This window comes from Weizmannia sp. FSL K6-3076, from assembly GCF_038007245.1.
Lineage (GTDB): Bacteria > Bacillota > Bacilli > Bacillales > Bacillaceae_C > Weizmannia > Weizmannia faecalis.
The window spans coordinates 3136914-3161984 of the sequence record NZ_JBBOWU010000001.1 but is presented as its reverse complement, the minus strand read 5'-3'; the positions used below and the strand labels follow the sequence as shown (position 1 = coordinate 3161984).

Genomic DNA, 25071 nt, shown 5'->3' with positions numbered 1-25071 from the left:
GGAGATAAAAATATGTCAATTCAAACCATTGGGGTAGTAGGCGCCGGTTCAATGGGATCCGGCATTGCCAATTTAGCAGCCATGAAGGGATTCCAGGTCATTTTACGGGACATTGAAGACCGTTTTCTTGACGGCGCTTTGGCGAGGATGGACCAATTTATGTCCAAAAGTGTTGCAAAAGGAAAAATGACGGAGACGGAAAAACAGGAAACGCTTGCGCGAATCCGGACGACAACCAATCTGGATGACATGAAAGATGCCGATATTGTCATTGAAGCTGTCCTTGAAGACTTGGAATTGAAGAAACAAGTATTCTCGCAGCTTGACGGGATTGTCCCAGACCATGTCATTCTTGCTACAAATACGTCTTCGATGTCGATTACGGAAATCGCCTCCGCCACCACCCGGCCTGATCGCGTTGCAGGCATGCACTTTTTCAATCCGGCCCAGTTGATGAAACTCGTGGAAGTTGTTAGGGGTTTCAACACGAGCGATGAAACGGTGGAAGAATTGAAAACGTTATCCAAAGCGCTATCGAAAGAACCGGTGGAGGTGAAAAAAGACTCTCCCGGCTTTATTGTCAACCGCATTATGATTCCGCAATTTATCGAAGCCATTAAAATTTTGGAAGAAGGCGTGGCAACGGCGGAAGATATCGACAAGGCGGTAAAACTTGGGCTGAACTATCCGATGGGGCCGTTTACGCTGCAAGATTTTGCCGGCGTTGATATCGGCTACCATGTCATGAATTATTTAAAAGAAGAGTTGAACGACCCGCATTTTGCACCACCGCTTTTGTTAAAACAGCTCGTAAAAGCGAACCGGCTCGGGAAAAAGACTGGCGCGGGATTTTATGATTACAACAAAGAGGAGGTCAAAGCGTGAGTCATCAATATTTGCTATGCGAAAAAGAAGAGTCGGTTGCAGTCGTCACAATCAATAGGCCGCCTGTCAATCCGCTCAGCACACAAGTATTCTAGGAGTTATCGCATATTTTTCATGAACTGGATGCAGACGATGAAGTACGCGCCATTGTCCTGACCGGAAGCGGGGAAAAAGCGTTTGTGGCCGGCGCCGATATTAATGAAATGGCCGGGCAATAAAATGTCGCGGGCGGTTTTTACCCAAATCGAAAATACATCGAAACCGGTCATTGCCGCGTTAAACGGCCTTGCATTGGGCGGCGGTTTTGAACTTGCACTTGTCTGTGATTTGCGGATCAGTTCCGAAAAAGCTAAATTTGCTTTTCCGGAAGCCGGCCTCGGGATTATTCCGGGCGGCGGCGGTACCCAGCGCCTGCAAAAAATCGTCGGGCAGGGGGTCGCAAAGGAGTTGCTCTACTTCGGGGAGATGATAGACGCAAACCGTGCGCTTGCGCTGCATATTGTGAATAAAGTTGTGCCGCCGGATGAAGTGCTAGATACAGCGAAAGAGTGGGCCCGGAAACTTGCACAGAAGCCGCCGGTCGCACTGCAAATGTTGAAAACAGCGGTCAATGCCGGCTCGAATACCGATATAGAAACCGGGCTTACGATTGAAGCGGCCTGCTTTGGCAATGCTTTTTCCACCGAAGACCGAAAAGAAGGATTAAACGCTTTTGTTGAAAAAAGGAAACCGGCTTTTTCTGGCAGATAGGGGGGGATCAAATGACCGATATTGTACTGCTTGAAGGCGCAAGAACGCCGTTTACAGAGCTTTCGGGTTCATTGCGCGAAATCACGGCCACCGATCTGGGGGCGATTGCGGCAAAAGAAGCCATTAAAAAATCGAATATTTCAGCTGAAGAAATTGACCATGTCGTCTTCGGCAATGTACAGCAATCGAGCAAAGATGCCCATTTGCTCGCAAGGCATGTCGGCTTGAAGGCAGGGACGCCGATTGATGTGCCTGCTATTACAATTAACCGGCTGTGCGGGACGGGGCTTGAAGCGATCGTAACAGCGGCGCGCTATATTTTAACCGGGGAAGCGGAAGTCGTTCTTGCCGGCGGAACGGAAAATATGAGTCAGGTGCCGCATGTCATTCGGGGCATGCGCTGGGGCAGCCCGCTCGGTTCCCCGAAAGTGGAGGACTGGCTGTGGGACGGTCTGTATGATACATACGGGGACTGCACGATGGCACAAACGGCCGAGAACCTGGCGGCAAAATACGGGATTACGAGAGAAGAAATCGACCAGCATGCCCTTTCCAGCCACGAACGGGCGAAACGGGCACGGGAAAAGGGGTACTTGCAGGAAGAGATTGTGCCGGTTGTGGTAAAAGGGCGGAAAGGGGACATTGTCGTGAAAGACGATGAACATATCCGCGACACGAGCATGGAGCAGCTCGCCCGGCTGAAACCGAGATTCATAGAAAACGGCGTGGTCACAGCAGGGAATGCAAGCGGGATGGTGGACGGCGCCGGTGCAGTGGTAGTGGCATCAAGCGACTATGCGGAGCAAAAAGGCTTAAAGCCCATTGCCCGCCTTGTGTCCTGGAATGTTGTCGGCGTGGAGCCGAAATATATGGGGATTGGCCCGGTTCCAGCAATCCGAAACGCTTTACAGAAAGCAAAGCTTACGATAAGTGATCTAAGTTTAATTGAAATCAATGAAGCCTTCTCTGCACAGTATTTGGCGTGCCAGAAAGAACTCGGTTTTGATCTTGAGATCGGGAATGTGAACGGCGGTGCGATTGCGCTCGGGCACCCGCTTGCAGCAAGTGGCACGAGGATCACCACTGCCCTGATATATGAAATGCGCAGGCGAAAACAAAAGTACGGTGCTTCTGCTGTGTGCATCGGCGGCGGGCAGGGAATCGCAGCAGTCTGGGAAGCCCTGTAATTTTTACCTGAAGGAGGAGCGCATAGGACAGGTTCAGACGCTTGCACAAGCCGACCGTAAAAAGGCAGCTGCTATTTTTGGGGGTTCAAAAAACACTTGGCTTATGTTGCAGATTTGATTTGCGTTTTAGAGAAGCACAAAAGGATGCTCCGCAACGATTTGTCTTTAGCAGGAGTCCCCAAAGACATTTGGTTTGCATTGCGGGAATGATTTGTCTCTTTGAAAGGCACAAGCGGACAATTGAGCCAAAAACAGATCCCGATTTGTTTTTTTGAAGGTTTGGCCACGATGGTGGACCTTTTTGTCATGGTGCCGGTTTCTTTATTTTACATGAACAGGGGGATGGCCGTGGAGAAAGATCCGAATCTTTTCAGCGTATACGAACAATTGGTTTTTACGGCGGAAAAATACGGGCGAAAAGAAGCGATATATGATCTGAAAAATAGAGTTTCTTATTCGGCACTCTTACAAGCTGTAGATCATTTCGCCAATGTACTGGCAGCAAAGGGCGTGAAAAAAGGTGACCGGACTGCCGTCAGCCTGCCAAACTGGTATGAAACGGCTGTCATCAATTTTGCCGCAGCCAAAATAGGCGCAATTCTTGTTCCAATCAATCCGCTTTATAAATCTCATGAGTTGGAATACATTCTCGATAATGCAGCACCTGTTCTTTTAATTGCTTCCGAAAGTTTGGAAAAAAACCTTGGCTTCCAACAATCTTTACAATGGGTAAAAGAATCCATTACCGTACGGTTCCCGCTGATGGGTTTTCCTTCGTTTGATGAGTATACCGGTGGGGCGGCAAGCTATAGATCCGTCCAAAAGGCGAAAATAGACGCGGACAATGATGTCTTTTGTATTTTATATATATCCGGAACGACCGGCAAGCCAAAAGGTGTCATGATCACACACCGGGCAGTAGTCCAATCTGCCCGTACCATTGCATCCGTCTTGAAATGCACGGATCAGGATGCCTTTATCATCTCAGCCCCGCTTTTCCACATATTTGGGCTGGCGATTAACCTGGTTTGCGCCATTTCCGCCGGAGCTCGGATCCTGTTGCAGGAAAAATTCCGGGCGGAGCAAACGTTGAAACTGATTGAACAGGAGAGCATAACCGTTCAGCAAGGGGTCCCAACCATGTTTTTGAAACAATTGGAAGTGGAAAATTTGGAAAATTATAATCTTTCTTCGCTTCGAACCGGGATTGTCGGTGCCTCCCCTATTCCTCCCAACAAAGTCAAAGAAATCAGGGAGAAAATGGGAATGGAACTGAATCAGTCTTTTGGCATTACAGAAGCCGTGACTGTCACTTCTACCACCTTTGAAGATGATGAAGATAAAATTTTGGAAACACTTGGCCGGCCAATCCCCGGTGTCGAACTGAAGATTGTCAATGACAAAAGGGAGACGGTTCCGCATGGTGTGGTCGGAGAGATTGCTGTTAGAAGCTTTGCGGTTATGAAAGAGTACTATAAGATGCCGGAACAGACGGACCAGGTGCTTGACAGCGAAGGCTGGTTCTATACAGGAGATTTAGGCATGCTCGATGAGGATGGCTATCTGAAATTTGTCGGCCGGAAAAAGGAAATGATTATCCGCGGCGGATTTAATATTTACCCACAGGAAATTGAAGCCGTCTTGTCGAAGCATCCCTATATCCTTGAGTCTGCGGTAATTGGATTTCCGGATGAAGTGCTGGGTGAAATTGTATGCGCTGTCATTCGTCTCAAAGAAGGGGCGGATTGTTCGGAGGAAGACATCCTCACCTATTTGAAAGAGCGAATTGCGATTTATAAAGTACCGCAACGCATTTTGTTCACACAGGATTTTCCAACGACGGCAAGCGGCAAAATTCAAAAAGTCAGACTCCGGGAGCAGCTGCTGAAAACCGCTGTTCAAAGCAATCCAAAATCACTGGAAAGGAAGTGAATCCATGCCGGCCATATACCGATTTGATGTGAAATGGGGCGATACGGATGCGGCAGGGATTGTGTTTTACCCGAATTTTTACAAATGGATGGATGAAGCGACACATCACTTTTTTGCCACGGCAGGGTTTTCATCATCTAGAATATTGGCTGAACGGCAAACGATTATCCCGCTTCTCGAAGCTCACTGCCAGTTTAAAAGCCCGCTTCAATTTGAGGATGAGGTAGAAGTGCAAAGCGAAATACAAGAACTGCGGAAGAAAGTCTTTAAAATCGGTCACCGCTTTATAAAAGACGGGCAGCCGGTTGCAGAAGGGTATGAAATTAGGGCGTGGGCACTTTTCGATGAAAAGCCGAAAGCCTTCCCGATTCCTGAAGATATCAAAGAAATATTGCTTGCCGAGACTTCAAATCGATAAAAAGGAGACATGCAACGATGGGAGAAACGAAAAAAACGGATGTGGTTGTTGTCGGCGCCGGGCCGGTCGGACTGGTGGCCGGCCTTGCTTTAAAAGAAAAAGGCATATCTTCTGTTGTGATCGAGGCAGAACCGTATGGCAGGCCCCGCGCCGGAAGCAGGGCCATCTATTTGCACAATGCGACGTTAAAACTGCTTGAAGAAACATCAAGAGGGCTAGGTTTTACATTGGCACGGAACGGGATTATTTGGCCGGTGAAGCGCACGCTTTATAAAGGCAAACAAGTGTATGTGCGCAACTACGGTGTGACCGACAACAAAGACCCGCATCATCTGCCGCATTTTACATCGCTCCACCAGCATGAAATTGAAAAATATCTGTATGAAGCGTGTGTACATGCCGGTGTTGAATTTGTGTGGGGAGAACCGGTCCAAACCATGGATATTTCAAAAAGCGGTGTCCGCTTGGTAACAGCAAACGGGAATGTATGGGAGGCGGAATATGTGATCGGCTGTGATGGCGCGCGCTCGGTTGTCAGAGAGCAGGCCGGCCTCCGGTTTGAAGGACCGCGGACAGCGGATACATTTATTGTCGTCGATGTCAAGGAAGATCCGGACAATCCACTTCCACTAGAGCGGACTTTCCATTACCAACACCCGGCTATGGGAGGACGAAATGTCATGTTTGTTCCGTTCAAAGACGGCTGGCGAATTGATCTCCAATTGCTCTCTTCCGACAAGCCGGAAGATTACATGAGCGTTGAAAATGTAAAAAAATGGCTTCCGAAAGTGATGGATCCTAAATATGCAGACAGCATTACATGGGTTTCTTCGTATCGTTTCCATCAGGTGGTCGTCAATGCATTTACGGACGAGCACCACCGTGTCCTGCTCGCAGGAGAAGCCGCCCACCTGTTTGCCCCGTTTGGCGCGCGCGGCCTGAATTCGGGTGTGCCGGATGCCGTGATTGCTGTCCGCGGCATTGAAAAGGCGCTTTCTGCTCCTTCTGAGGAAGAAAGAAAAGCAGCTATCGCCGCATCTGCCAAGGAACGCAGAATTGCCGCGCTTTGGAACCGGGACGGCTCTTCAACGGCGTTACACCATTTGCAAGGGGATTCGCGCGAAATGAATATGAAACGGGAAATTGCCGCATCGCTCGTTTCTGTCGTGCCGAGCATGGGAAGGTGGCTGGACGAGGGGCCATATGGGCCGAAGTTTGGACCGCCAGAACTGACAACGAAATATTAAATGTCCAGGCGAAAGGAGTGTGCACCATGGCTGTTGCCGAAGTCGTCAGTGAAAAAAAGTACGGATCGCTTGCCAGGTCCGTTAATGAGATGATTGCCCGCCTTGTCTCTGTTCTGTGGTACAGCAATGCCGGTAGGAAGAATCCGTATGCGGAGCAGAAAATAAAGGAATTTGCCGCCTGTTTCGGTACTCGGAAACTGGATGTAAAGTGGATTTCAAAAGAAAAACTGGGGGATACGGCTAAACAGCTTACATTTGAAGGATGTGAGCTATGGAATGTTTTAAAAGACATTCCGGATCAATTAAAAATAAAAATAGACGCCCACGGCAAGGAGAAAATTCTAGAAGAGCTTGTGTATAAAATGCCGGAAGCCATTTTTACACCGTACATTTGATCAGGCTTATGCCATTTTTGGGGACCAGGAAACGATACAATTTTTGATCGGGCATGCCATGTACATCGGTTTGCTTTACTGCCTGTATGAACTGGCAGAAGAAGAAAACCCGGTTTCCTTTTTGTTGGATATTTTGGAAGCAGGCAATATTCCGCTCGGGCCGGATGGGAATATCTTTTATCTCGTCTGATTTCTAGTGCTGGTTTGGGGATGGAAGGAACAGCAATTTGCATGGTGACTACTTTTACAGCAGGCAACAGAGCTGCGATGTTTTGTTCATTTTATACAGATAGAATTCCGCCCGTTTTATGTGATGTGCCACTGTTCATTTGTTGACCTCCATGATTGTCAATTTCTCCCTTTCGTCCCTATCCGTGCAAAAAATTTCGTGTTCTGTTACCGGGAAAAACCCGTCTTGCTTTCACTATTGCCCGTTCCCATTCCCAAACCAAGAAAAAGTTTGCTTTTTTTCTCAAGACGGGTAAAAATTCATATTTGCACATCCCCCCAAATCAGAAATCGCTTACAATTTTTATCAAAATAGAAAACTCGGTTCTCTATTTTGATTATATTTGAAGGGGTATCGCATAGCAAGACTATTTTGTATAACAATCAGAAAAAACAAAATAGCAGGGGTTATCCTGCTATTTGGACATCTATACCGGATCAGCAACATGTTTTTCCGGGAGAATGCTTTTATTTGGAAGGGGTCACGGAATCCTCGCTGTACCCGAATACCTGTGACACTTGAAGCCCTGTTTTTTTAATGTTAATGATAAATGCCACATTCTCTCCTTCCGCCGCGGGAATCTGTTCCGAGAAGCCGACAACCGCGATGGCGCCAAGCAAGGTTTTCTTATAATTAAAAACCGGGATGGCGATCGAGGAGACTGAAGTTAAAATTGGCTCTTTCGCAAAGGCGATTTTCTGTTTACGGACAGACCGGATTTCTTTTTCCAAATCCGCCTTCACGTTGTGGTCCAATTTTGCCGATTCCCGCTCCTTCCACTCCCGGATGGTGCCCTGATCCATAAAAGCGAGAAAAATTTTTCCAACAGCGGAAGCTAGCGGCGGAATGGTGCCAATTTGTGCCCCAATATTAAACCCCGGATTGCTGTTGACAAGTTTGATGATCATCGGTCCCTCTGGCGTCCAGACTGCAAAAAGCGTGGAGCAGCGTGTTGCATGATTGAGTTTTTCGAGAAAAGGCACAACCCTATCCAATACATTTTCCTGATCCACCGCAGCCATGCCGTATTCAATCAATTTTGGCCCGAATGTATAAAGGCCGGCGTCATCTTTGTATAAAATGCCGAGTTGGACAAATGTATTTAAATATTTGTACAAATTGCTTTTGGTAATCCCGGTTAATTCCTGAATATCGGAGAATTTTAACGGCCTTCTTTGCTTTGACAGGGCATCCAGAATACTGTTCCCAACTTGGAGCGATTGAATGGTCGAGCCGTTTTTGATGATATCCATAAAAAGGCCTCCTATAAATTTCGAAAAAGTTGCAGACAAAACCCATTATAGCATGGATCATGTTACCGTGGTTTTGTCGTTTGAAAAAATCAGAATAGAAAGTATTGACAACCGAATCGTCCACCTTGTATCATATAAGTGAACATCGATTACTAATGTTATAATACAAAAAAGGGAAGAATGGGTGCAAATGTAAGATTTGCCTTTCATTCAAGATGTCTGGTTAAAAATGTAACCGTGTACAAAACAGGAATGGGGATGATGGGATGAAACTTTTGACCTTCCGTTATGAAGGTGTGGCTAGAATTGGCGCGTACGTAGACGGGCTTGCCGTAGACTTGCATACGGCTTTTACGGCACTTTTGGAATCAAAGGGGAAACGCCGCGCTCGGCAAATTGCGGAAGCTTACATTCCAAATGATATGAACGGATTTCTAGAGGGCGGCAAAGAAAGCATGGCATACGCAAAAGAAGCGGTGGACTATGCCTTGAAAGTAAAGACAGATAAAGAAAGGCGGCTTGTTTTTCCGGCTGAAGAAGTGAAACTGGAAGCGCCTGTACCGAAACCGGGGAAAATGATTTGCGTCGGGCACAACTACAAAGAGCATATTCTTGAAATGAAGCGGGAACTGCCTCCGTATCCGGTTGTGTTTGCCAAATTTGCAAATACGGTCATCGGGCCGCAGGATGATATTCCGTTCTTCCCGATCTCGGAGCAGCTGGATTACGAAGGGGAATTTGCTTTTGTCATCGGAAAAAAGGCAAGAAATGTTTCACAGGAAGAGGCACTCGACTATGTTGCCGGCTACACGATTGTCAATGATGTCACGTACCGGGATATTCAGCGCAGAACATTGCAATGGCTTCAAGGTAAATCGGTGGACGGCACAGCGCCAATGGGGCCATGGCTTGTTACGGGTGATGAACTCACTGATCCGTCCGGCCTTGAAATGGTTGTTACTGTCAACGGGGAAGAAAGGCAGCATACGAATACAGCCAATCTTGTTTTCACAGTCCCATACTTGGTTGAATTTTTGTCAAACTTAATGACACTTGAACCGGGCGATGTCATTTTAACCGGAACGCCCGGGGGAGTCGGATTTGCCCGCGATCCGCAAGTGTTCCTGAAAGACGGGGATGTGGTCCGGATTGAAATTGACAAAATCGGTGCCCTTGAGAACAAAGTGAAAAAAACGACTGAGGTGATGGTGTAATGGCAATTCCGTATATGGAAAACGCAATCCGGTCTGTGCACAAATCGCTTGATCAGATCATTAAAACGGCGGAGGGGCTTTCCGAAGACATCATCCGCAAAAAACCGAGTGAAGAAGAATGGTCGATCATGCAAATCCTATGCCATGTCCTGGAAGTCGGGCCTTACTGGATGGGGGAAATTGAAAAAATCAAAGAAAATCCGCAGATCAAATGGGGTCGCGGGCTGAACGACGAAGCGCGGCTTGAAGCCGTGAACACAACAGACAGCCAGTCCGTTTCAGAAGTTTTGGCGGGACTCCGCAGCTTAAAAACCGAGCTTTCCGGCCGGCTGGAAAAACTGGATGAAGACACCCTGCAGATCGAAGCGGAAAGCAAAAATCCGAACTTTGGGACCAAGCCGGTTTCGTTTATTGTCGATCACTTAATTGTCGAACATATTGCCAAACATTACGGGCAGATCAACCGGAATTTATCAAAATTTCATATTAATCAATAAAGGGGAGAAGATGAGGATGGGAGAAACAACGGAATTTATGCAAAGCCAGATAGTAAAGGATTTTAACCGGGATTTGGAACAATATCACCTCGGGCCGCTTTGGGAAGCGATTCCCGCTATTATGAACCATGAACCGAAACCGCAGGCAGAAGCGTATTTGTGGAAATGGGACCTGATTTATAAAAAATTGATGGAATCTGCTGAAATTTTCACGCCGGAACGCGGAGGCGAACGCCGCGCCATTTATTTCCAAAATCCGGGGCTTACTTATCGTCAGCCTTGGGGTTGGGCTTCCACGACGCAAACATTGTATGCGGCGGCACAATTGATTTTGCCGGGTGAAAAAGCGCCTTCCCACCGCCATTCGCAAGGGGCGCTTCGGTTTATTACAAACGGGGAAGGCGCTTACACCATTGTCGAGGGCGAACGCATTTTTATGGAAGAAGGGGATTTTCTGATTACGCCGGCTGGTCTCTGGCACGGCCACGCACATGTCGGGGATAAGCCGATGATTTGGATGGATGCGCTTGACATACCGGTGATTTATTCGATGGGCGGAACGTTTTTCGAGCCGTACCCGGATCAGCTTCAACAACCGAAAAAGCCGGATAACTTTACGTCAAGGCGCTATCAAGGCGGTATGGTGCGCCCGATTTCCGACCGCTATGCAAGTGTGGCGCCGCTTGCCGATTATAAATGGAGCCAGACGGTCAAAGCAATCGATGGGCTCAGCGCGTTTGAGCCGGATCCGTATGACGGCTATGCGGTTGAATACATCAATCCGTCAACTGGTGAAACGGCAAATGCAACGATTGCTTCGTGGATGCAGAAACTGCCGAAAGGATTCCATACGAAAGCGCACCGCCATACCCATGCGTCAATTTATAACGTCTTCCGCGGTTCCGGCTACAGCATCATTAACGGCGTCCGCTTTGACTGGTCAAAAGGTGATTATTTCGTCATTCCGAATTGGGCATGGCATGAGCATGTGGCATTGGAAGATTCGTTCCTGTTCTCTTGTAGTGACCTACCAATCATGGAAAAATTCAACCTTGAAAAATCACAAGCGCTGGAAGAAAATAACGGCCACCAAACGGTGAAAGGGGAATTCAAACCGGTCCTGGCATAAAAGTGCATTGGAAAATTTGGCACCGCTTCCATGAGATGAAGAAAAAAATCCATGGAAGCGAAGCTGAAAAAATGGATGCCTATCCCGCAGGTTTGGGGCAAGCGGGACAGGGATCCGAACCGAAACTTCCGGAATTGAAAAGCAGGTGAATGGGGTGTTCCTGCTCCGTTGCGGGTCTGTTGATGGAGCAAAGCAACCTAACCTGCCAAACGCAAATACAACATAGCCGGCAACATGTCAAAAAGAGAGGCGGATCTGCCTCTCTTTTTGCAAGAACTATACAAAGTTATGGGTATTGCGGTTTCTGCTTAACTGGTAAATGGCAAACAGGAAGAAACAAAGCGCAAAGGCAATCAGGATCAAAATGTTTAAATACAGGCTGCTGAGCGGATGGCCGGTTTGCAATTTGTCCAAGGTTTCCAATGTCCAGCGCTGCGGCAGAAAATCGGAAACTTTCTGCAGGGCTTTCGGCATGATTTCCACCGGCCAGAAGCAGCCGGAAAGCATGCACGTCGGTACGGCGATTAAGGATTGCAGCGAGTTAAAAGCACTCCGGCTGTTTGACAGCGACACCATCATTAAGGAAATGCCGGTTGAAATCCAGGCAAACAGGAACATGACGGCTGACAGCTGCCAGATGGAAAGATTCATCGTCATATGGAAAACATATTTCATGGCCGCTGTGATCAATGCAATTTGAACCGCCATCACGATCAGGTTGCAAAGTACATTGGACAATACATACTTGCCCGCGCTGACCGGCGAAGACAATAGCCTGAAATACGTGCGGTTTTCTCTTTCGGCAAGAATCAGTTCAGACAAACTGAAGGCAGACATAAGCATAAACAGGATAAGCACGCCCATCGTCTGATAGGTTAAATCACTAGATTGGGAAAGATCCTGCAAATGAATGGTTTTTACTTTATAGGAAGCGTTTTGGAATTCATCATACATCGTTTGAAAAGTCTGTTCGTTTCCTGACGATACTTTGCTGATGGATACGATATGATCGATGTATTGATATAAATAGGATTGCACAAACTTTGTTACTTCTGCTCCTTTAATTGAAGCCATCCGGATATGAGCAGGATTTCCGCTCCTGACACTTGCGGCAAACCCCTTTTCAAAAATGATGGCACAGTCAAGCTTTCCGTCTGCCAACTGGCTTTTCAATTCGGATTGCGGAATAGCGGCCGTTTTGACATTGCCCAGCCCGCTCAGGAAATGGGCCGTGTCAGTGGCGATTTGGCTGTGATCCTTATCCACGATGCCAACGTGAAGGGTTTTTACACCGCTCCCCCCGTATACAAGGAAAGCGATGAAGATACTGATAAAAGGCAACCCGATATAAAGGAGAACATTTCTTTTCTTTCGAAAGGTTTTGCTTAATGTGTTACGGACCAGCCATAAAACGTCTTTCATTACAAACCCTCCCTTTTTTGCAGTGCCGTTACAGAGATGAAAAGAATCAATAGGGCAATGCCAAGATTTGCTGCAGCGACCGGGGTAGCGGCAGATAAAACATTGTTGTAAATGATTTTCGTAATCGCCTGATTGATCCATGTCAACGGCGAAAGGTCCATTACAGCCTGTAATTTGCCGGGGTTTTCAATTTTGAAGTAGGCACCGCCAAAAAATGCCGACAGCTGGATAAAAAGGTTCAAAATCGCTCCTGTGGCGGCAGACTTGCTGAATATACTGACGCCGATGCCGATGCTGACCGAAAGAATAATCTCTGTTAAAAGCACAAGGAATACAAGCGGAAGATGGTTTCCCCAATTCGCTTTGTAAACGACCTTGCTCACAATGATGATAAGTGCTATGCAAGCGGTATAAATGAGAACATCTGCGAAAAGCTTTCCGATAAAAATACTGCTTTTTCTGACCGGGGCGGCAATGAGCCTGTCAGCTGTTTTCCGTGTCCGCTCCACTTGCATAAAAGCGCTCGATCCTAAAGATGCGTACAGGCAAATCATTGTCGTGATCACGATCGCATAATAATCCATCGCGCCGGGCTCTTTATTCGGAAGAAGAGATTCCGTTTGAATGTAATTGTGTTTAATCTTTTCGAAGGCAGCCCCACTTTTTTCCGGCGCAGTTTTCATCACTTCTGCGGCAAGATTGTACTGGTCGGCAAAAGCCGAAAATACGCCTTCTAAAATACTGCCTTTTATGCTGTTTCTTCCATTCGTATATAGCCGGATGCCATGGCCATTTAAAACGGCATATCCATCCGCATTGCCGAGCTTTACTTCTTTCAAGCCGTCCGTGTTTTTGCCGGCCTTTTCAAAATGGATATCCGATTTTTCCGCGTACTGTTGGAATGTATGGAAATAGGGTGCGGCATCTTTATTAAGGTCATTTTTGTACAACACGTGAATCTCGCCGACCGAAACCGTCTTGTCAAACGCATTCGAAAGGGCGGAACCGAGCACAAGCATTAAAACGAGCGGAAAGGCAAGCATAAATATAAGGGTGCGTTTGTTGCGGAATACGGTAATCACTTCTTTTTTTAAGATGTGCAGGATGCTTGACATCGCGTTTTTCCTCCCTAATCCCTTAAATTCCGGCCGGTTAAAGTTAAAAATACCGTTTCAAGGTTCGGTTCTTTTTCCTGCAGGGCCTTAATTTCAATATGCCGGCTGATTAAAAATTCAAGGATCAAATTTAAATTGTTGATGCTTGCATCAGACTGGATCCGAATGATATTTTCTTGGACGGATACCGTTTCAACGCCTTTTATCTTCCTGATTTCCGCGGGATCAACCGGTTCTGTTGTTTTCACTTCAATCCGGACCTCTTTTTTGTCTGTAATGATCGATTTCAATTGTTCCTTTGAGCCTTCTGCGATGATTTTGCCGTGGTCAATGATCGCGATTTTTGTGCAGATTTCTTCCACTTCTTCCATGTAATGACTCGTATAAATGATGGTGCAGCCCATTTCATTCAGTTTGCGCACGGAATTCAAAATATAATTGCGCGACTGCGGATCAATCCCGACTGTCGGTTCATCCATGATGATCAGTTTCGGCTGATGGGCGATCGCGCATGCAATATTGAGGCGCCTCTTCATCCCGCCGGAAAACTTGTCCGGTGTGCTTTTATGGTGGTCCCCAAGGCCGACAAAAGCGAGTGCTTCCCTTGTTTTTGCATCCAGTTCACTGCCGCGCAGACCGTAGAGCCCGGCGAAAAACCGGACATTTTCAAAAGCGGTTAAATCTTCGTAAATGGCAAGATCTTGCGGGACAATGCCGAGATTCATTTTCGCAAACCGTTTGTTTTTCATGATGTTTTTTCCGAGGATTTCAATGGTCCCGTCATTGCTTCTTAACAAGCCGGCAATCATGTTGATCGTCGTGCTTTTGCCGGCGCCGTTTGCCCCGAGAAAACCGAAAATTTCCCCTTTCTTTACTTGCAGTGAGATACGGTCAACCGCAATAAAGTCGTCGAATTTTTTTGTCAAATTTCGGATTTCCAGTACGTTCATGGTTTCTTTCCCCCTGACTTCCGTTGTATCTTTAGTATAAAAAAAGGAACGATTCCTGGTAAGTGGGATCGTTCATGACTTTCATATGAAAAAATTCATATTTTGCAGGTGAGGCTGTTCACGGCTCAATGGGAAGTAGGGTGGTCACGGAAAAACCGTGCGAACCGTCGGTGATGACATGGCCTCTAAGTGTGGCTGCTCGTTCTTCCATGCCGGTAATGCCAAGCCCTTTTTTAACTTTAGCGGCACCTTTGCCATTGTCTTTTACTTCTGCTTTGATGATTTTATTGAGGACTTGAATGTTGACGGTAATCTGTGATGCATCGGCATATTTGCGCGCATTGGTCAACGCTTCTTTCACATTTTCATGAATGATTTTCCATTGTACATGGGTAATGCAGTCGAGATTGCCACTGTAAGTGAGCATCGTTTCAAGTTCATATCTTGCGGAAAACGTATCTAAAGCAAGCTGCAGCCGGTGAATGCCGACTTGTTCAACGGGTGGTTTCATTTGTTTCAGCGTCAGCCGGATGCTTTCAATTCCTTCTTTTGTAATGGTGATTGCGTTTTGCAGTAACGCTCGTGCGCGGGTGGGGTCTTTTTCCAGAAGGCTTTTTGCCGCTTCCATCTGGATGAGTGCGCCAGTCATCACGTGGCCGATATTGTCATGAATTTCCTGCGAAATCCGGTTCCGTTCTTCCAGCCGGTAGGTGTATTCGGATTGGCGGATGAATTCCTCGTTTTCATTCAGGCGGCGCGTGAGTCTCTGGACTGAAGCGCGCAGCCGGTCAAGCTGCTGTTCTTTCTTTTCCAGCCGGTCTGCATACGTAACGGCCGTATCCCAAATGATCCAGCTAAAGGCTGACGAGAAAACGTACTGGCCGGCTGTCCCGGTTTTTAAATAAAAAAGGGGTACAAGCAGGATGAGTGCCTGTATCGATCTTGGCACGGGCCACTTTGCGGCGAGCTCCAAAACGGATAGCGGCGCGAAGATGACAAACAGGGGAGCTACATATAAAGCGCCGAAACCGGCAATGCCAATGGAGCAGGCCGCAAAAAAAGCAGGCAATGCCTTTCTATTCCAAATGTACATCGCGATATTTGCAATAAAATAGAGAAGAAGCAGGAATACAGCGGGAGCAAGAGACAAATCTTCCTGAATAGCCATAAAAGCGGCCCAGCCAATGAGTGCCAGTTTTGCCGCAATCAGCCGGGATTCCATGTTTCGTTCCCTTTCCCTGTAAGATAATAAACGGCAATTTGGGTGCGGTGCTCAAGCCCTGTTTTGCCAAAAATTGAGGTGATGTAATTTGCGACTGTCCCTTCTGAAATGTATAAGGTTTTGGCAATTTCCTTATTGGAAAAGCCTTTTGCAATCAGGGACATGATTTCACGCTCTCTTTCCGTGAACTTTTTCAGGTCTATTTTCGGTTCCGGTTCTCTGCCACTTAAATTGGATTTAATTTTATCGAGAACCGCATCCTGGAAAATGCTGTTGCCGTTATAGACACTTTTGATTGCGTCACGGATTTTTTCGGGATCATTATTTTTCAACAAGTAGCCTCTTGCCCCGTTTCTTAATGCATCGACAATATATTCGTCATCGTCAAAGGTGGTCAGGATCATAGGTTTGGCAGATGTTTGGGCTGCAATGATTTTCGCAGCTTCAACGCCGTTCATCTCCGGCATCCGCACATCCAAAAGGGCGATGTCAACCGGTTGGTTAAGGCAATATGCTACCGCTTCCTTGCCGTTTCCGACTGTTGCCATGACTTCGAACTCTTCGTATGACGATAAAATGATTTTTAACCCTTCGCGTATAAAGGAATTGTCATCGGCAATCACAATTTTAATTTTATCCATCCTTTTCCCTCCGTCCCCGCCTTTTCTTCTTTCCATTATAGCTGAATTGCACCCGGCATACATTCTGTTTTTTATCTTTCCGCTTTGTTCTTTCTATTTTGCGGGCGCATTCTTTGCGGCATGGGCGTGTGGGATGTATGTGTAAAATTTTACTCGCAGGGGCAGATGAGTGGAAAAAAATAGGAAGACACTCTATCATCTAAATGTACACCATGAAATGAACATCTAGAGAGAGGTCTTCCCATGGATATTATATCAATAATTGCTGGATTATTAAAGGATACAAAGAGTCTTATTGAATTTGAAGAACAGGTTAAAATTCTGATGCAAAAAGTTTTTACACAATGGGTTGGGGACGTATTTGAGAAGTTAGATCAAACGATTAGACTGAAGAAACAGGCGGAAGGCTGGCAGTACTGCCGGAGTGATTACAGGAGCGTTCAGTTTCTATTTGGAAGTGTGAATTTTAAACGCTCATTCATGCATGACAAGAGAGGGGGTTCGCATTACCCTCTGGATGAATGCTTGGGGCTGGTACCACATCAGAGATACAGCCCGTTAGTGGAATTGAAGGTGGCAGAGCTGGCAAGCGAGAACACCTATCGGAAGGTAGCTGATGTTTTAAAAGAATGGACAGCAGTGAGCCTTAGTCACACAACTGTAGGGAAAATGGTGAAACGCGTAGGAAAAACACAGGCGGAAGCTGACAGGGCACTTGTAGAAGAGCTGGAAGTAGCTGCCTCACTGCCTGGTGGGAAGAAGGTAGACTATCTGTTTTCCGAGGCAGATGGTGTATTTGTACGGGGACTGAAAAAGAAACAGAGTATGGAAGTCCACCACGCCATTCTCTATGAGGGATGGGAAGCCAATGGCAAAAGGGTCTCCCTGCGTCAGCCAACAGTTATCATGACGACGGAAGCAATCCAGACATTTTGGGATGAAGTGCAAGCCAAAGCTGCCAACACCTACTCTCTTGAAAAAGCGCATGTCATTACAAACAGCGATGGAGGTGCAGGGTATACAGCTGAACGGTTTCAAACAGCATTCTCACAGTCGGAATTTCCGGTGCTCAACCAGCTGGATACCTACCATGTTGCACAAGCCATCGTAAGGACATTCGGGGGCGGAAAGAGCGAGATCAAAGAGCAAATTAGAAAAGCGATTAGAACGCATGACCTAGACCAATTCACATTGTATTTGGATACGCATGAAAGCACATTGACGGATGAAAAGAGCCTTAAGAAAGTCAAGGAGTTTCGTTCGTACATCCTAAAAAACTGGGACCGCATTTTTGACTGGAGGGACAAGGTAGAGAACGTGCCGGAAGGTGCGAGAGGCCTGGGGGCAATGGAATCAAATCAAAGGCATATCTCATTCAGAATGAAGAAAAGGGGGATGCATTGGAGTAAAGCTGGCGCCGAAGCCATGGTAAAGGTGAAACAGGGCATGCTTAATGGGACATTGCAGGAAACCTATCTGAAACACCGTTCAAGAAGCGCGAGAAAGCAACGGAGCTTGCAACAATCCATCAGGATGTCTCAACTATTCAAGCAGCCTGTACGCCCGTCAATCGGCGTAAAGCACGGATCAGTTTCCCTGCATTCAAGCCGTTCATCGGCAATGGGGCATTTAAGCAAAATATTAGAGCTTTCGTTTTAAGCCTGGTATGTGGGGGACTGATCGTTGATGCGCGCGAAATTTACGAGACTCCTGCGGGAAAAGCGGGCCAGGAGAGACCCCGCAGCGAGGTACGAGCGAGGAGGCTCGCCGGCCGCCCGCGGAAAGCGAGTGAATTTCGCGCGCATCAACACCCCCGTTATCAATCTATACGAAAGTGTACAAAAAGAGTGTCTTGGAATCCCGATATTTAAACCTTATCGAGAAAAACTTGACACATACGTGTGGGATTGAATGATTGGAACAGAAAGAAAAAAAGGTTATGATAGATAGTATGGTACGGAATTTTTGAATTTGCAGCAAAGGGGTTTGTGCAGACATGAAATACATCGAGCAAGGGACAAGAAAATTCCGCCTGGCAAATCTTGCGCTATTTGCCGGGGGATTCAATACGTTTGCGATTCTCTGGGGGATGCAGCCGCTTTTGCCAGATATTGCGGAGCAGTTTCACCTGTCGCCGACAATGTCGAGCCTGAGCCTGTCTTCTACAACCGTAACACTCTCGGTGAGCATGCTGATTGCCGGATCGTTGTCGGAAGTGTTCGGGCGAAAATCCGTGATGTCTTTTTCGTTGATTGCTTCGTCTGCTCTTTGCATCTTGACCGCTTTTGCCCCGACTTATCATTTGCTAATTCTCTGTCGGGTGCTGCAGGGCCTTGTGCTTGCCGGGTTGCCGGCTGTTGCCATGGCCTATTTGGGAGAAGAGATTTTGCCGTCAAGCCTCGGACTTGCGATGGGGTTATATATCAGCGGAAATTCGATCGGGGGCATGGCAGGACGGATCATCTGCGGGACTTTGACCGATTTTTTCAATTGGCATGTGGCGCTGGCGTCGATCGGGGTGATCAGCCTGCTCGCAAGCATCCTGTTTTGGGTCGTGCTGCCGCCGTCTTCCCACTTTACTGCCCGGAAATTGGAGATTGGGAAACTGACAGGGAGCCTCGTCCGCCAGCTTGTGGAACCGGGTCTGATTTATTTGTTTTTGATTGGATTTTTATTAATGGGGAGTTTTGTTTCGCTGTATAATTATATCGGATTCCAGCTGATTGCGCCGCCGTATTCGCTGAGCCAGACGGTCGTCGGCTTCATTTTCATCGTCTACCTTGTCGGTACATTCAGCTCGGCATGGATGGGGATGCTTGCGGACCGGCACGGCAGGCGGAAAATTTTACAGCTTTCACTCCTTATTGTGCTACTCGGGGCCTCGATTACGCTTGTTCCGTCTTTATGGCTGAAAATTTTCGGCATTGCTGTGTTTACATTCGGCTTTTTTGCCGGCCATTCGATCGCAAGCGGCTGGGTTGGCCGCCTTTCCTCCCATGATAAAGCGCAGGCGTCCGGATTGTATTTATTCTTTTATTATATCGGCTCGAGCATCGGCGGGACGATCGGGGGCGTGTTTTACAGCCGGGTCGGATGGAACGGGGTTGTGCTGATGATCGCTGTGCTCACGGTGCTGGCCATCGTGTTTTCAATCCGGCTGGCCGTGATTGCAAAAAGAAAATGGCTTGTTTCCACACGGCATGCTTCCAACTAATTTTGTGACAGGAGGGGACATATGTTACGCCGCTTTTTTTCCTATTATTTACCGCATAAAAAGCTGTTTATCCTTGATTTTACGAGCGCGGTGATTGTAGCTGTTTTTGAACTGGCCTTTCCGCTTTGTGTCCAGTGGTTTATTGACAGCCTGCTGCCAAGCGGAAAATGGGCAACGATTACGAGCGTCAGCATTGCTCTGTTGGTCCTCTATTTGATTAGTACGTATTTGCAGTACATCGTCACCTACTGGGGACACCAGCTCGGCATCAATATTGAAACGGATATGCGCAAAGAATTGTTTGTACACGTGCAGCGGCAGTCTTTTTCATTTTTTGATAATGTGAAAACCGGCCACGTCATGAGCCGGATCACAAACGATCTTTTTGACATCGGCGAACTTGCCCATCACGGCCCGGAAGATGCTTTTATTGCCGTGATGACGTTTTTCGGCGCGTTTTGCATTATGTTTACGGTCAATGCCAAACTGGCTTTCGTCACCCTCATTATTGTGCCGTTTTTGGTCTGGATCATCACGTATTGCAATATGAAAATGAACGAGGCATGGGGCAAGATGTATGGCGAGATTGCCGAAGTGAATGCGCGTGTCGAGGATAGTGTTGCAGGGGTCCGCGTCGTCCAGTCATTCACGAATGAAAATTATGAAATCACGCAGTTCCAGAAAAATAACAAACGGTTCCGAAAGGCGAAATTGCTTGCGTATAAAACGATGGCGCTGACCAATTCCAGCACGTATATGATGAGCCGGCTGATCGTCCTTGTCGTCCTTGTATACGGGGCATGGCTGGTATACAGCGGGGAATTGAAATACGGCGAGCTGGTCGGTTTTGTGCTGTATGTGAACGTGCTGTTCAAGCCGATTGATAAAATCAGTGCGATCATGGAGCTGTATCCGAAAGGGATGGCCGGTTTTAAACGGTTTACGGAATTACTGGACCGCACGCCGGATGTCCGGGACAGAGAAAATGCGGTCGAGGTTCCGGCGTTAAACGGCAACATCGCGTTCAACAATGTCAGCTTCGCTTATCCGGGCGGCCAGCCTGTGTTAAAGGGGCTGAATCTCAAAATTCGTGCCGGGGAGACGGTTGCATTTGTTGGGCCTTCTGGTGCAGGGAAAACGACCATTTGCTCCCTGATCCCACGCTTTTACGATGTGGAAAGCGGCAGCATTACCATTGACGGAATGGATATCCGCAATATGACGAAAAAATCGCTCCGCTCGCAGATTGGAATTGTCCAGCAGGATGTCTTCCTTTTTGCCGGCACCATCCGCGAAAACATTGCGTATGGAAAATTGGATGCTACAGATGAAGAAATTGAAGAAGCAGCCCGGCGCGCCCATTTGGAAGAGGTCATCCGTGCGCTGCCTGACGGGTTTGATACGCAAATCGGCGAACGCGGCCTTAAGCTTTCCGGCGGGCAAAAGCAGCGGCTGGCGATTGCGCGCATGTTTTTGAAAAATCCGCCCATCTTAATCCTGGATGAGGCGACGTCTGCCCTTGATACGGAAACCGAAAGGCAAATCCAAGCGGCATTGGATGAACTGGCAAAAGACCGGACAACGCTTGTCATTGCGCACAGGCTGGCGACGATTCGCAATGCTGACCGGATTGTTGTCGTCACCAAGGATGGAATTGCCGAACAAGGGCGCCATGATGAGCTCCTTACCCGCGGGGGGATTTTTGCAAAACTGCACGAGGCCCAGTACCAATAGTAGATCCGGGCCTGCCTTTTGGTACGGAGTGGTTTTAAAAAATGTTGGTCCCCGCCTGCTGGCATGGTTTATTCCGTGTATATGGCGGGGTTTTTAAAAGAAAAAAACGCAGGCTGTCCGCTGCGCAAAATGGAAGCTTCTTATCGGGCTTTTTTTAAGTGGCGGATATCCGTCTTGACATTTATTAAGTCTTCGAACAAGACGTCCATTTTATCATCCAGCCTGGCATAATAGTTGTCGAGGTTGTCCAAATCTTTTTTCATGCCCGCGATATCCTGCTTTACTTCTGCCATTTCGCTTTTCAGCTCGGCAACATCTTGTTTTAGCACTGCAACATCTTGCTTCAGCTCGGCAACATCTTGTTTTAGCACTGCGACATCCTGTTTCAAACCTGCAACATCCTGCTTTACTTCTGCCATTTCGCTTTTCAGGGAAGCAACATCCTGTTTTAGCACTGTAACATCTTGCTTCAGCTCGGCAACATCCTCTTTCAGTCCGGCGATGTCTGCTTTCATTTCTTTCATCTCTGCCTTCATTGAAAGGACTTCGCCGGACAGTTCTTTGATGGCCGTAAGCAGCATTTCGTTTGTGACTTCTGCCATTTTTCCACCTCCTTTGTCGAATATATGCTCATTCTAAGGGATGATGTCCTTTCCTGCAACTGGCGAAAAGCGAAAAATGGGGCTCTCTATTTCGTGAATTGGGGGCGGATAAATGAAAAATCGGTTCTCTGCCAGCCCAAAAATTTTATTTTTAACAAAATGGCGGCCCGCAAACGAACGAATATTAACCTGCAGCAAGAGGAAAATGTTCGTGTTTTCTATTGACTTCTTTTCACTTTCCCGTTACAATCAATCTTGTCAATTCAATATGCAATACCATCGTATATATTCAGGGATATGGCCTGAACGTTTCTACCAAGCTGCCGTAAATAGCTTGACTACGAGGTAATGAGATAGAGTCAGAGGGCGTTTGTATAAAATTAGCAACCTTTGCCCCTCCTCATTCCTTAAGTCTGGCGTTTCGGGCGTTTACGTTCGGAACGTTTTTCTGTTATGGCGAATTTGGAAATTCCATAGGAGGGATAAGGCAAAATGAAGAACTATTTTGAGTTTGGAAAAATGGGGACAAGTTACCGCCAAGAATTTATTGGGGGACTGACAACCTTTTTGGCTATGGCCTATATTTTAGCCGTAAACCCGCTGACATTATCGCTTGCCAGCGTAAAGGGGCTTCCGGCTTCCATGCATATGGACCAGGGGGCTGTATTTGTGGCCACCGCCATTGCTTCCGCGATCGGTTCGATTGTGATGGGCCTTTTTGGGAAATATCCACTCGCGCTTGCGCCCGGTATGGGATTGAATGCCTTTTTTGCTTATACAGTCGTCCTGAGCTATAAAATTCCTTGGCAGCACGCACTTGCCGCTGTCTTTATTTCCGGTGTTTTCTTCTTTTTACTTACACTGACGGGCATCCGCGAAAAATTGATCAACGCCATTCCGATCCAGTTAAAACACGCGATCGGCGCAGGCATCGGCCTGTTCATCACATTTATCGGGCTGAAAGATGCCGGCATTATTGTCGGGGATGATGCAACGTTTGTCGCCTTGGGGGATTTGTCAAAAGGGCCTGTTCTGCTTTCCATTTTCGGGCTTGTGGTCACCGTTATTCTGATGACAAGAGGGATAAAAGGTTCCGTTTTTTACGGCATTATTCTTACAAGTATTGTCGGGATGATTTTTGGATTGTTGAAGGTGCCGCATCAAGTTGTCAGTTCGGTTCCAAGTTTAAGTCCGACGTTCGGCGCGCTGTTCAGTTCATTCGGGGACTCCTCTTTCTGGTCGGCGCAAATGATTGGTGCTATTTTAACGTTTTTCTTTGTCGACTTTTTTGATAATGCCGGAACGCTTGTGGCGGTTGCAAACCAGGCAGGGCTCATGAAAGACAACAAACTGCCGAATGCAGGACGGGCGCTTCTGTCAGATTCCATTGCGACCATTATTGGGGCTGTGCTCGGGACTTCGACGACAACTTCCTTTGTCGAGTCTTCGTCAGGGGTTGCCGCAGGGGCAAGAACCGGTTTTGCTTCTCTTGTTACGGCCTGTTTCTTTATTTTATCGATCTTTTTCTTCCCGCTTTTATCAGTCATTACTACCAACGTCACAGCACCGGCGCTCATCATTGTCGGCGTGCTGATGGTATCGAACTTGCGTCATATTGAATGGGATAAATTCGAAATTGCCGTACCGGCTTTCCTTACATTGATTGCCATGCCGCTCACTTATAGCATCGCAACCGGGATTGCCATTGGTTTCATCTTTTATCCGATTACGATGATTGTAAAAGGAAGAATCAAAGAAATCCATCCGGTCATGTATTTCTTCTTTGTCGTCTTCTTACTGTATTTTATTTTCTTAAAATAGTGCCCAAAAAACTTGCAGAGCGCGCTCTGCAAGTTTTTTTATGGCGCTTGAAATTGAAAAACCGGCGCATTTCATTTAAACTAATCATATTGTACTATAGCCGAGGGGGATTGAAATGGAAGCTTTTATCGTTAAAAAAGTTTTAAACAATAATGTACTTGTTGCCTCCCACCCCCGCTATGAAGAAACGGTGTTGATTGGAAAGGGGATTGGTTTTAACCGAAAAAAAGGGGAGCCCATCCCGCAGGCATCCGCTGAAAAAATGTTTGTGCTGAAAAACGAAACAGAACAGGAACAGTATATGAAGCTGATTCCTTCTATTGATAATCAAACCCTTGAAGTGGTCATTTCGGCCATTGAGATGATCCGCAGCCGGGCGGATTCTCCTTTAAATGAACATATCCATGTTGCCTTGACAGACCATATTGCTTTTGCGATCGACCGGATCCGGAAAGGGCTGGCTGTCAAAAATCCGTTCGTTGCCGAAACGAAAATTCTCTATCCGCGCGAATACGAAATTGCCTGCGAAGTAGTGGATTATATCAATGAAGCAACGGACGTCTATTTGCCGGAAGGGGAAGCCGGGTTTATTGCCTTGCACATCCACAGTGCCGTAACGGATAAGCAACTTTCCGAATTAAGCCGGCATTCCCATCTGATCGGGCAGCTCATTTCCACGGTTGAGCATGAATTTAAAATGACTTTTGACAAAGACAGTATTCATTACATGCGCCTTGTCCGCCATTTGCGCTATACGATTGACCGCGTGCTGACGGGGGAAAAAGTGGAGGAGCCCGAGAAATTGAATCATTTTCTGCAACAGGAATACCCGCGGTGTTATAATCTGTCGTGGAAATTGATCAAAATCATGCAGCAAGCATTGCAAAAACCGGTGTACGAGGCAGAAGCCGTTTACCTGACGATGCATCTGCAGCGGATTCAAACCAAATTGGAATCATGAAACGCCATCCTGATTGCGGGCATACATGGCATGCGTGATGAAAGGCTGATACATGCCAAAACACCGTAATTTTTCATGCCGGGATGTAGAATGCTTTTTTAATTTTTTTCTTGCAACAGGAAACCTGTGGTGCTATAATTTGTCGTGGAAATTGTGAATGATGCAGCAAACAGTAAAAAACCGGTATACGATGCAGAAAGCCGTTTTTCTGGCAGCATGCGTCTGAAACGGGTTCCATAAAAAAATAATCAAT

At 47.0% G+C, this 25071-nt stretch carries 22 protein-coding genes, 1 pseudogene and 1 riboswitch; of the genes and pseudogenes, 16 read left to right on the top strand and 7 right to left on the bottom strand.

The window, feature by feature from the left end; translation table 11 throughout:
- Positions 1–12 precede the first annotated feature (12 nt).
- The 8 genes and pseudogenes from NSS95_RS14945 to NSS95_RS14910 all read left to right on the top strand — a co-directional run bounded on the left by NSS95_RS14945 (position 13) and on the right by NSS95_RS14910 (position 7004).
- Positions 13–885 (top strand): 3-hydroxyacyl-CoA dehydrogenase family protein, encoded by an 873-nt coding sequence (locus NSS95_RS14945; protein WP_035183289.1) that lies wholly within the window; start codon positions 13–15, stop codon positions 883–885.
- Positions 882–1635 (top strand): annotated as a pseudogene (locus tag NSS95_RS14940) (enoyl-CoA hydratase/isomerase family protein). Before NSS95_RS14945 ends, NSS95_RS14940 begins: the two are co-directional and overlap by 4 nt.
- 11 nt (positions 1636–1646) lie before the next feature.
- Complete coding sequence (locus tag NSS95_RS14935; protein ID WP_035183290.1) at positions 1647–2822, top strand: acetyl-CoA C-acetyltransferase; 1176 nt, start codon at positions 1647–1649, stop codon at positions 2820–2822.
- Between the two features lie 342 nt (positions 2823–3164).
- On the top strand, positions 3165–4754 hold the full coding sequence (locus tag NSS95_RS14930; RefSeq protein WP_035183317.1) for a class I adenylate-forming enzyme family protein: 1590 nt from the start codon (positions 3165–3167) through the stop codon (positions 4752–4754).
- 4 nt (positions 4755–4758) lie between these two features.
- A complete protein-coding gene (locus tag NSS95_RS14925) occupies positions 4759–5172 on the top strand; it encodes an acyl-CoA thioesterase (RefSeq protein ID WP_035183291.1) in 414 nt (137 codons plus the stop codon).
- Between the two features lie 17 nt (positions 5173–5189).
- Positions 5190–6419 (top strand): FAD-dependent monooxygenase, encoded by a 1230-nt coding sequence (locus NSS95_RS14920; protein WP_035183292.1) that lies wholly within the window; start codon positions 5190–5192, stop codon positions 6417–6419.
- A 26-nt stretch (positions 6420–6445) separates the two neighbouring features.
- Positions 6446–6814, top strand: coding sequence for a hypothetical protein (locus tag NSS95_RS14915; RefSeq protein WP_052042138.1), 369 nt, complete (start codon positions 6446–6448; stop codon positions 6812–6814).
- 58 nt (positions 6815–6872) lie between these two features.
- A complete protein-coding gene (locus NSS95_RS14910; protein WP_257737701.1) occupies positions 6873–7004 on the top strand; it encodes a hypothetical protein in 132 nt (43 codons plus the stop codon).
- A 506-nt stretch (positions 7005–7510) separates the two neighbouring features.
- Here NSS95_RS14910 and NSS95_RS14905 read toward each other — a convergent pair.
- On the bottom strand, positions 7511–8296 hold the full coding sequence (locus NSS95_RS14905; protein WP_035183293.1) for an IclR family transcriptional regulator: 786 nt from the start codon (positions 8294–8296) through the stop codon (positions 7511–7513).
- A gap of 266 nt (positions 8297–8562) precedes the next feature.
- Between NSS95_RS14905 and NSS95_RS14900 the strand changes: the two genes are divergently transcribed.
- From NSS95_RS14900 to NSS95_RS14890, 3 genes are read left to right on the top strand one after another with little or no spacing between them, the layout of a single operon-like run.
- A complete protein-coding gene (locus tag NSS95_RS14900) occupies positions 8563–9510 on the top strand; it encodes a fumarylacetoacetate hydrolase family protein (RefSeq protein ID WP_035183295.1) in 948 nt (315 codons plus the stop codon).
- Positions 9510–10007, top strand: a complete 498-nt coding sequence (locus NSS95_RS14895) for a DinB family protein (protein WP_014096881.1) — start codon at positions 9510–9512, stop codon at positions 10005–10007. Before NSS95_RS14900 ends, NSS95_RS14895 begins: the two co-directional genes overlap by 1 nt.
- A gap of 16 nt (positions 10008–10023) precedes the next feature.
- Positions 10024–11136 (top strand): cupin domain-containing protein, encoded by a 1113-nt coding sequence (locus NSS95_RS14890; protein WP_035183297.1) that lies wholly within the window; start codon positions 10024–10026, stop codon positions 11134–11136.
- A 276-nt stretch (positions 11137–11412) separates the two neighbouring features.
- Here NSS95_RS14890 and NSS95_RS14885 read toward each other — a convergent pair whose 3' ends face one another.
- The 5 genes from NSS95_RS14885 to NSS95_RS14865 form a co-directional block, all read right to left on the bottom strand.
- Entirely contained in the window at positions 11413–12558 is a 1146-nt protein-coding gene (locus NSS95_RS14885) for an ABC transporter permease (RefSeq protein WP_035183299.1), read from the bottom strand.
- Positions 12558–13673, bottom strand: coding sequence for an ABC transporter permease (locus NSS95_RS14880; protein ID WP_043052466.1), 1116 nt, complete (start codon positions 13671–13673; stop codon positions 12558–12560). Before NSS95_RS14880 ends, NSS95_RS14885 begins: the two co-directional genes overlap by 1 nt.
- A 14-nt stretch (positions 13674–13687) precedes the next feature.
- Positions 13688–14623 carry an ABC transporter ATP-binding protein gene (locus NSS95_RS14875; RefSeq protein WP_035183301.1) on the bottom strand — a complete coding sequence of 312 codons (936 nt, stop codon included), beginning with the start codon at positions 14621–14623 and terminating at the stop codon, positions 13688–13690.
- A 118-nt stretch (positions 14624–14741) separates the two neighbouring features.
- Positions 14742–15845 carry a sensor histidine kinase gene (locus NSS95_RS14870; RefSeq protein ID WP_035183302.1) on the bottom strand — a complete coding sequence of 368 codons (1104 nt, stop codon included), beginning with the start codon at positions 15843–15845 and terminating at the stop codon, positions 14742–14744.
- The gene (locus NSS95_RS14865; protein ID WP_340714014.1) at positions 15830–16486 is read right to left on the bottom strand and encodes a response regulator transcription factor; all 657 of its coding nucleotides are present in this window, start codon (positions 16484–16486) and stop codon (positions 15830–15832) included. The genes NSS95_RS14870 and NSS95_RS14865 overlap by 16 nt, the downstream gene beginning before the upstream one ends.
- Positions 16487–16729: 243 nt before the next feature.
- Between NSS95_RS14865 and NSS95_RS14860 the strand changes: the two genes are divergently transcribed.
- The 3 genes from NSS95_RS14860 to NSS95_RS14850 all read left to right on the top strand — a co-directional run bounded on the left by NSS95_RS14860 (position 16730) and on the right by NSS95_RS14850 (position 21434).
- A complete protein-coding gene (locus NSS95_RS14860) occupies positions 16730–18145 on the top strand; it encodes an ISLre2 family transposase (protein ID WP_211062258.1) in 1416 nt (471 codons plus the stop codon).
- A 337-nt stretch (positions 18146–18482) separates the two neighbouring features.
- Positions 18483–19700 (top strand): MFS transporter, encoded by a 1218-nt coding sequence (locus NSS95_RS14855; RefSeq protein ID WP_328229379.1) that lies wholly within the window; start codon positions 18483–18485, stop codon positions 19698–19700.
- Positions 19701–19721: 21 nt separating this feature from the next.
- Entirely contained in the window at positions 19722–21434 is a 1713-nt protein-coding gene (locus NSS95_RS14850; RefSeq protein ID WP_035183306.1) for an ABC transporter ATP-binding protein, read from the top strand.
- 140 nt (positions 21435–21574) lie between these two features.
- On the opposite strand, the gene NSS95_RS14845 is transcribed toward NSS95_RS14850, so the two are convergent.
- On the bottom strand, positions 21575–22036 hold the full coding sequence (locus tag NSS95_RS14845) for a hypothetical protein (RefSeq protein ID WP_035183308.1): 462 nt from the start codon (positions 22034–22036) through the stop codon (positions 21575–21577).
- Between the two features lie 259 nt (positions 22037–22295).
- A riboswitch (purine riboswitch) is annotated at positions 22296–22397 on the top strand.
- A 131-nt stretch (positions 22398–22528) separates the two neighbouring features.
- On the opposite strand from NSS95_RS14845, the gene NSS95_RS14840 reads away from it, so the two are divergent.
- Together NSS95_RS14840 and glcT are read left to right on the top strand one after the other, a co-directional pair.
- Positions 22529–23857 carry an NCS2 family permease gene (locus NSS95_RS14840; protein ID WP_340714013.1) on the top strand — a complete coding sequence of 443 codons (1329 nt, stop codon included), beginning with the start codon at positions 22529–22531 and terminating at the stop codon, positions 23855–23857.
- A 115-nt stretch (positions 23858–23972) separates the two neighbouring features.
- Positions 23973–24818: a glucose PTS transporter transcription antiterminator GlcT gene (gene glcT, locus NSS95_RS14835; RefSeq protein ID WP_035183309.1), complete on the top strand. Its 846-nt coding sequence runs from the start codon at positions 23973–23975 to the stop codon at positions 24816–24818.
- Positions 24819–25071 lie beyond the last annotated feature (253 nt).